Here is a 7,668-nt window from a genome sequence, read left to right on the forward strand (position 1 = left end):
CGTTATTTCTGCCTGTGTCGTGGGCGGGGTGATGTGTAAAAGACACAGGCCCTCAACGGCGACGGTGGCGCCGGCGGCAACGGTGGCGCCGGCGGCAACGGCGGACTCGGCAGCACGGACGGCGCCGGCGGTGCGCCCGGATTGCTGGTGGGCGCGCCCGGGAACGACGGGTCGACGACGTAGCCGGCTTCCGGGTACGCCGTCTTCACACGAAGACACGGACATCGCGATCACCGGGCCGTCACGTGCGGTCCTTACGACGGTGCCGTGCAGCGAAAACGATCCGGCGGATGACGACCGACCCCTCGAACGGTCGACGTCCGCGGAGCAAGGAATGTCGGCGTTCCATCGCGCGGCGCGGCGAACGGTCGGACTGCACGACCGGTCCGCATTCGCGACGATGCGGGCACAGCGGCGAGCGATCAAGGCGCCGACCATTCCGGCAAACCGCCAGGCCGGTCCGGCGGGCCGCCCGTCGGGTCCGGCGTGGCACGGTCGGTAAACTGCTCGCATGGCCCACGACTGGCTGCTCGTGGAGACGCTGGGCGACGAGCCCGCCGTGGTGGCGCAGGATCGGCAGCTGATAAACCTCGTTCCCGTCGCAACCTTCCTGCGCCGCAGCCCCCACCGCGCCGCGGTGCGGACGGCGATCACCGAGTCGATGCAGACCGGCCAGAGCCTGAACAGCATCACCCCCAAACGGGACCGCGTCATCCGCACCGAACCTGTGGTGATGTCTGACGGCCGGATGCACGGCGTGCACGTCTGGACCGGCCCCGCCGACGCCGAACCGCCCGCGCGCCCGATCCCCGGCCCGCTGAAGTGGGACCTGACGCTGGGCGTGGCCACCGACACGCGGGAGTCGCTCGCCAACAGCGGCAAGAACCCCGCAGTCGCGGTCACCCTGAGCAGGGCCTTCGCCGAAGACTTCCCGTCCCGCGAGCTCAACCCGAACGAAGCCAGGGTGCTGGCCATGGCGGTCAAGGCCGAGCCGGACCGGACGTTTTGCAGCACCTGGGATCTCACCGACTGGCAGGGCACGCCCATCCGGGTCGGCTTCGTCGCCCGCACCGCGCTGGAGCGGGGTCCCGACGGCCGCGAACACCTCGTCGCCCGGGCGATGAACTGGCGCACCAATCTCACGGGCCCCGTCGTGTCCACCGACGACCTGGCGCAGCGGATTCTGGAGGGACTCGCGCGGGCCGGAGTTCACCGGGCGCTCGTGGACCCCGAGAACTGGACCCTGCTGAAGTGGCTCGACGAGCCGTGCCCGTTCTATGACTGGCGCGCCGGCTGGGTGGGCAAACCGAACGTTCATCCCGACGACGAGCACCTCCTGGCTTCGATGACAACGGGATTCGCCGCCGCTGCGGCCAGCCGGGTGTTGCGGATGCCCGGGCACGACGCGGACTGGGTGCCCGTGCACGTCACCGTCGGCCGGGTGGAACTGGAACCGGGGACCTACGCCGGGCTTGTCTCGCTGCGATTACCCAGCGACGCCGAACTCGCCGAGGCGGGACTGGCGCCGAGCGAGGCGACCTGACTGTCCGGCGCCGGCGGGTCCCGCCCGCGCGGCGGCCCTGGCGGCGCCGGACAGCCCCGCCCAGCCGACGGCCACGTCGACCGTGACGACCACGTCGAGGCCGTCCACCTCGCACCGCGCCGCGGCGGCCCCCATCCGGCGGGCCACCGCCGTCGCGCGTGCGCAGGCCCCCGTCGCTCCCGCCGGCACCCGGGCCGCGGCGGCCAGCGCGGCCAGGTCTGCCGCCGCCTGCGCCCGGTGCCGGGCGACCACCGCCGCGCCGAGATAGGCGCCCGCGACCGTGACGCACAGCACCACCACGACCATGGCGGCCGCCACCACGGTGGCCGACCCCCGGTCATCCCGGCTCCTCGGCCGCCGAGACGGTCCTGGCACCGATGTCGAGGGCGGGCAACAGCGGCGAACGCGCGACGACCGTGGCCACGACGAGATCCCCGTCCCGACGCACCTGGATGCGCGCCCCCGCGGGTGCGATGCGGCGCGCGGTGTCCAGCGCCGAGCGCTGGTCTCCGCGCGCGGCGAGGCGCGCCGCCTCGCGGGCGGCATCGACGCAGCGCACCTGCATCGACACCGCCGTGACACCGCCCAGGCACAGCGCGAGCACCACGACCAGCGCGGCGATCGCCAGTGCCGCCTCGACGGTGCTCGCACCCGCGCAGCCCGCTACACCTTGGTGTTGAGCGCACGACCGATGATGGTGGTCAGCGCCGACACGATGGAATCGCCGGTGACGACGGCGTAGAGGATCGCGCCGAAGGCGGCGGCGGCTATCGTACCTATCGCGTATTCGACCGTCGACATGCCCGACTCGTCGACAGCCAGGGCGGTCATGCGCGCCAGGAATGCACGGAACATGTTGGCCAGCAATGTCTTTTCCTCCTCGTTCACTTCTCACAGCAGACCCGACTGCAGGACGTTGCGAGCCAGCCCGGCCACCACCGGCACGATGCCCAGGCAGAAGAACGCCGGCAGAAAACACAGCCCGAGCGGTCCGGCGATCAGGACCCCGGCGCGCTCGGCGGCCGCGGCGGCCGCATGCACGGCGTCATGACGGGATTGGTCGGCCAGCTCGGCGACGCCACCGGCCAGCGCCGCGCCGGAGGACGCCGACCGCCGCGCCAGTCGCAGCAGCGCATCGGTCTGCGCGTCGGGTGCCCCGGCCGGCGGATCAGCCGGAACCGACCACGCCACAACGGGATCGGCGCCCAGCGCCAGCAGATCGGCGGCGCGGCGCAACACCCCGGCCAGCGTGGGCGGGGCGGACCCGGCGGTGGCGGCCGCGGCGGCCGGCACCGCCATGCCCGCCGCCAGGCACACCGACAGCACGTCGAGGCTGGAGGCGACGGCCAGCGGGTCCGGGCCGTGTGCCCGGCCCCGCGGCGGCCTCCGCCGCGGCCCCCGTGCCCGCCCGGGCAACCCGGCGCGCGCCCGCACCAGCGCCGGGCCGGGGCTCACCCACAGCGCCATGGCCAGCAGCACGGCCGCGGCGCTCATGCGAACAGCCGATCGGTGATGCGATCCGACCACAGCAGCCCCCCGCACGCCAGCGCCGAGCCGACGACCAACAGCCATCCGCCGCCGTGCCCGCCCAGCAGGAAGCTCAACGGCCGCGCGCCGATCAGCTGACCGAGCAGCACGCCCGGGACCGGCAGCCCGGCCAGGATGGCGGCGGTGGCGCGCGCTCCGGCCAGACCCACCGCCACGCGCACCGAGAACCGTTGCCGCTCGGCAATATCGCGCTGCGCGGCGCGCATCAGGGTGGCTATCGCCAGCCCGTGGTCACCGGCGAGCTGCCAGCACACCGCGAGTCGATCCCAGTGCGCGGGCAGCGACGACGAACCCGCTGCGGCGCGCAGGCCGCCGGCGACGTCGGCGCCCAGCCGGGCCCGCGCCGCGACCGAGCGCAGCGACACCGCGACCGGGCCGCCGGTCTCTTCGGCGGCGACGCCGAACGCGCGCACCGGATGAGAGCCCACCCGCAGTTCGCCGACCACGACGTCGAGGGCGGCTTCCAACATTCGGCCCTCGTCCATGGCCTGCCGGATGCGGCGACGGCGGCGCTGGCGCAGGACCGCCGTCGCACCCAGGACCGCGCCGGCCAGGATGGTCGTCGACGGCAGCGCCGCGGCGGCCGCGATGGCGGTGCCCGCGACGATGCACCCGGCCGCGCCCGCCCCGGGCGGCCCGGCCCGCCGGCGGCCGGCAGCGCCCGGGGTGAGGCGGCGCGACGACCCGGGCAGCGCCAGCAGCGCCAGCGCCAGCAGCAGGGCACCGGCGGCGGGGCCACTCATGCCGACATCCGGTCGCGCAGCAGACGGCGCAGCTCGGCGGCACCGTCCGTCAGTCCCCGGCCCGCGCGCCACGCCGTGACCGCCCGGACCCGGCCGTCCGCGGGGCGCAGCACGGCGATCTCGGTCAGCCTGCGGGTGCCGGCGCCGTCGCGGGCCACGTGCAGCAGCACCTGGAGCGCGGCGGCGAGCTGGCTGTGCAGCGCTGCCCGGTCGAGACCGCCGAGCACCGCCAGTGCCTCCAGCCGGGCCGGAACCTCGGCCGGGTTGTTGGCGTGCACGGTGCCCGCCCCACCGTCGTGGCCGGTGTTCAGCGCGGCCAGCAGATCGACGACCTCGGCGCCCCGCACCTCCCCGACGACGATCCGGTCGGGCCGCATGCGCAGCGCCTGCCGGACGAGTTGGCGCACCGGGACCTCGCCGACACCTTCGACGTTGGCGCAGCGCGCGACCAGCTTGACCAGATGGGGGTGCCGGGGTGCCAACTCGGCGGCGTCCTCGACGCAGACGATCCGCTCGGTGGGCGCGACCGCACCCAGCATCGCGGCCAGCAACGTCGTCTTGCCCGCCCCGGTCCCCCCGCACACCAGGAAGGCCAGCCGGGCCGCGATGATGCCGGTGACCAGCGCGGCGGCCTCGGGTTCAAGCGTGCCCGCCGCGGCCAGGGCCGCCAGGTCCTGGGTGGCCGGCCGCAACACCCGCAGCGACAGGCAGGTCCCCGCGGGCGCCACCGGTGGCAGCACCGCGTGCAGGCGCACCGCGAACCGTGCGCCGCCGACTCCGGTGAGCTGGCCGTCCACCCACGGCTGAGCGTCGTCGAGACGCCGGCCGGCGGCCAGCGCCAGGCGCTGCGCCAAGCGCCGTACCGCGGCCTCGTCGGAGAACCGGACCCCGGTGCGGCGCAGGCCGTTTCCGTCGTCAACCCATACCGCATCGGGCGCGGTCACCAAGACGTCGGTGGTGCCCTCCGCGCACAGCAGGGGCTCGAGGATGCCGGCACCGGTCAGTTCGGTCTCGAGCACCCGGAGATGGGCGAGCACCTCGGTGTCCCCCAGCATCCCGCCGGATTCGGCGCGGATCGCCGCGGCGACCACCTCGGGCCGCAGCGGGGACCCCAGCGGGGCGGACTCCGTGGCCAGCCGCTCGCGTACGCGTTCGATCAGGGAGCCGCTCACGCCGCCGCGCCGATCTGGGGCGACCCGGCCCGCGGTAACACGGCAAGGACCCGGCGCGCCGCCGCCGTGAGCGCCGATCGCCGCCGGGGCCGCAGGCCACCGCGCTCGAGCTGGTCGGCGAGTTGCGGCTGCGCCTTCATCGCCGCCAGCAGCGGCAGGCCGGTGACCTCGGCGACCTCGGCGGCCCGCAAGCCGCCCGGCGCCGGGCCCCGCACCACCAACCCGACGTTGGGGTTGATCGCCGTCAACGGCGCAGCCATCGCCGCCGTGGCGGCGCACGCGCGCACGTCACACGGGCTGACCACCACGACGAGATCGGCCGCATCGAGCGCGGCCTGCGCCGCGTCGGCCGGACGGCGGGGCAGGTCGCACACCACGGTGACTCCCCCGCGCCGGCCCGCATCGATCACGGCGTCGACCGGCCCGGGCTCGAGTTCGTAAGCGCGCCGGGTGCCGGACAGCACGCTGACGCCGCGATGCCGGGGCAGGGCATCGCGCACGGCCGGCCAGGTCAGCCGGCCGCCCTGCAATGCCAGGTCGGGCCAACGCAGGCCGGGCGTGGTCTCGCACCCCACCAGCAGATCCAGGCCACCGCCCCACGGATCGAGATCCACCAGCAGCGCGCCGGCCGACGCCTGCGCCAGGGCGGTCGCGAACAACGAGGCGCCCGCCCCGCCGCACCCCCCGACGACGGCGACCACGTCACCGCGCAACCCGTCGTCGCGCACCGCTTCCACGGCGTCGCCGAGTCCGCGGATGAGCTCGTGCTCCTGCCCGGGCAGTCTCAGCACCCGTTCGGCGCCGGCCGCGATGGCCGCCGACCACGTCGCCGCGGCGGGTTCGGCGGCGGTCACCACGAAGACGCGGGCGCGCCGGGGCAGCGCCGCCTGCCCGCACCGCCGCGCCGACGCCTCGTCGAGCAGCACCGCCGCGGCGGCCGCCCAGTTCTTGCGGCTCACCGCCGGCGCACCACCCGCGTGCACGATCCGGACTCCGACGGCCGCGGCCATCCGGTCCAGTTCGTCGCGCAACGACGGCTCGGTCAACACCGCCAACACGGCCGACGACCCCGCCGCGGTGCGTGCAGTACTGGTCACCCGGCCACCTTGCGGGGCGGCGATCATGGGACACCAGTCCCAAAGCCACATCTGTGGATAGAGACGCAACTGTGCACAACCGTGCCCGTCGTGCGTGCACACGAAAGCGGAACGCGCGCACGCCCGCAACGCGCAGACGGATCGGCCAGACAGGCCGGCGAGAAGATTTGTCACCCCAGAAAAGGGACGACCCCCGCCAGGGGGGGAGGAGGCGAGGGTCGTCGTGCATCAGCCCCGGGGGGTCGGGCTGATACACCCTCGGCTCAGGCCGAGTAATGCTTACTATACACATGACAGTGCGGACTAACGCAAGTGGTCGTTCCAGCCAAATCAAACGCTGAGGCGCAAAAACACAGCTCATCCGTGCGTGGCAGTATTTTCGGCTGCTGTTTTGGGGGCAACACCGCGGCACCGCCCGATCCCGGACCTATGCTGGGTCGGTGACCGTCTCCGACCCGGCCGCACGGCAGCAGGCACCACCGACAGCACGTGCGGGCGGCGCTCCGCAGGCCCGCACCGCCGCTTTCTTCGACCTGGACAAGACGATCATCGCCAAGTCCAGCACGCTGGCCTTCAGCAAACCCTTCTTCGACCAGGGCCTGCTGAACCGCCGCGCGGTGCTCAAGTCCAGCTACGCCCAGTTCATCTTCCTGCTCTCCGGTGCCGATCATGACCAGATGGACCGGATGCGGGCCCACATGACGAACATGTGCACCGGCTGGGACGTGGAACAGGTCCGGGCGATCGTCAACGAGACGCTGCACGAGATCGTGACCCCGCTGGTGTTCGCCGAAGCCGCGGACCTGATCGCGGCGCACAAATTGTGCGGCCGGGACGTCGTGCTGGTCTCGGCGTCCGGGGAGGAGATCGTCGCACCGATCGCCCGGGCGCTGGGCGCCACCCACGCGATGGCGACCCGCATGGTCGTCGAGGACGGCAGGTACACCGGCGAGATCGCGTTCTACTGCTACGGCGAGGGCAAGGTGCACGCGATCAAGGAGTTGGCCGCCCGCGAGGGCTACCCGCTGGAACACTGCTACGCCTACTCCGACTCCATCACCGACCTGCCCATGCTGGAGGCCGTCGGCCATCCCAGTGTGGTCAATCCCGACCGCAGCCTGCGCAAGGAGGCCGTCGAGCACGGGTGGCCGGTGCTGGCGTTCTCCCGGCCGGTGTCGCTGCGCGACCGGATTCCTGCCCCGTCGGGCGCCGCGATCGCCACCACCGCCGCGGTGGGCCTCAGCGCGCTGGCCGCCGGAGCGGTCACCTACTCGCTGCTGCGCCGCTTCGGCGTCTGAGCGCAGCAAACCCTCGGTCCCGGACGTCCGGTACGCCTTCGCGATCTTTGCGGATTCGGGCCTTGCCGCGCCAGGGGTCTAGTAGTACAAAGGAAACCACGGAAGCCCGGCAAGGCCTGGATCGATCCGGAAGAGAAGGCTCGATCTCCCGACCCGGGCGCCCAGCACGGTTCTCGGCACCCACGCGGAGTCATAGCCGCGATAATGGCAGAAGTGTTGTGGGCCTGCGTAATTGCGAATCTCGAAGGCGTCGACGGTGCTTTGGGT

At 73.5% G+C, this 7,668-nt stretch carries 10 protein-coding genes and 1 pseudogene; 2 read left to right on the top strand and 9 right to left on the bottom strand.

Going from position 1 to position 7,668, the window contains the following annotated elements; genetic code table 11:
* Positions 1 to 225: hypothetical protein (locus tag FPZ47_RS29045; protein ID WP_210420003.1), on the bottom strand; the 225-nt coding region annotated here is incomplete at its 3' end.
* A gap of 286 nt (positions 226 to 511) precedes the next feature.
* On the opposite strand from FPZ47_RS29045, the gene FPZ47_RS25345 reads away from it, so the two are divergent.
* Positions 512 to 1,543, top strand: coding sequence for a PAS domain-containing protein (locus tag FPZ47_RS25345; RefSeq protein ID WP_144956630.1), 1,032 nt, complete (start codon positions 512 to 514; stop codon positions 1,541 to 1,543).
* Here FPZ47_RS25345 and FPZ47_RS29950 read toward each other — a convergent pair.
* From FPZ47_RS29950 to ssd, 7 genes are read right to left on the bottom strand one after another with little or no spacing between them, the layout of a single operon-like run.
* Entirely contained in the window at positions 1,487 to 1,864 is a 378-nt protein-coding gene (locus FPZ47_RS29950) for an Rv3654c family TadE-like protein (protein ID WP_342781095.1), read from the bottom strand. The two genes, FPZ47_RS25345 and FPZ47_RS29950, sit on opposite strands and share 57 nt — an antisense overlap.
* A gap of 16 nt (positions 1,865 to 1,880) precedes the next feature.
* Complete coding sequence (locus FPZ47_RS29955; protein WP_281291907.1) at positions 1,881 to 2,171, bottom strand: TadE family type IV pilus minor pilin; 291 nt, start codon at positions 2,169 to 2,171, stop codon at positions 1,881 to 1,883.
* Between the two features lie 35 nt (positions 2,172 to 2,206).
* Positions 2,207 to 2,398, bottom strand: a complete 192-nt coding sequence (locus FPZ47_RS25355) for a DUF4244 domain-containing protein (RefSeq protein ID WP_144956639.1) — start codon at positions 2,396 to 2,398, stop codon at positions 2,207 to 2,209.
* 36 nt (positions 2,399 to 2,434) lie between these two features.
* Positions 2,435 to 3,037: a type II secretion system F family protein gene (locus FPZ47_RS25360; RefSeq protein ID WP_210420004.1), complete on the bottom strand. Its 603-nt coding sequence runs from the start codon at positions 3,035 to 3,037 to the stop codon at positions 2,435 to 2,437.
* On the bottom strand, positions 3,034 to 3,834 hold the full coding sequence (locus FPZ47_RS25365) for a type II secretion system F family protein (protein ID WP_144956624.1): 801 nt from the start codon (positions 3,832 to 3,834) through the stop codon (positions 3,034 to 3,036). Before FPZ47_RS25365 ends, FPZ47_RS25360 begins: the two co-directional genes overlap by 4 nt.
* Positions 3,831 to 5,006 carry a TadA family conjugal transfer-associated ATPase gene (locus FPZ47_RS25370; RefSeq protein ID WP_144956621.1) on the bottom strand — a complete coding sequence of 392 codons (1,176 nt, stop codon included), beginning with the start codon at positions 5,004 to 5,006 and terminating at the stop codon, positions 3,831 to 3,833. Before FPZ47_RS25370 ends, FPZ47_RS25365 begins: the two co-directional genes overlap by 4 nt.
* Positions 5,003 to 6,055, bottom strand: a complete 1,053-nt coding sequence (gene ssd / locus FPZ47_RS25375) for a septum site-determining protein Ssd (RefSeq protein ID WP_144956633.1) — start codon at positions 6,053 to 6,055, stop codon at positions 5,003 to 5,005. Before ssd ends, FPZ47_RS25370 begins: the two co-directional genes overlap by 4 nt.
* 488 nt (positions 6,056 to 6,543) lie before the next feature.
* Between ssd and FPZ47_RS25380 the strand changes: the two genes are divergently transcribed.
* Entirely contained in the window at positions 6,544 to 7,401 is an 858-nt protein-coding gene (locus FPZ47_RS25380; protein ID WP_144956618.1) for an HAD-IB family hydrolase, read from the top strand.
* Positions 7,402 to 7,479: 78 nt separating this feature from the next.
* On the opposite strand, the pseudogene FPZ47_RS29050 reads toward FPZ47_RS25380, so the two are convergent.
* Positions 7,480 to 7,668: pseudogene (locus tag FPZ47_RS29050) on the bottom strand (hypothetical protein); the annotation flags it as partial.

It is taken from the genome of Mycobacterium helveticum, from assembly GCF_007714205.1.
GTDB lineage: Bacteria > Actinomycetota > Actinomycetes > Mycobacteriales > Mycobacteriaceae > Mycobacterium > Mycobacterium helveticum.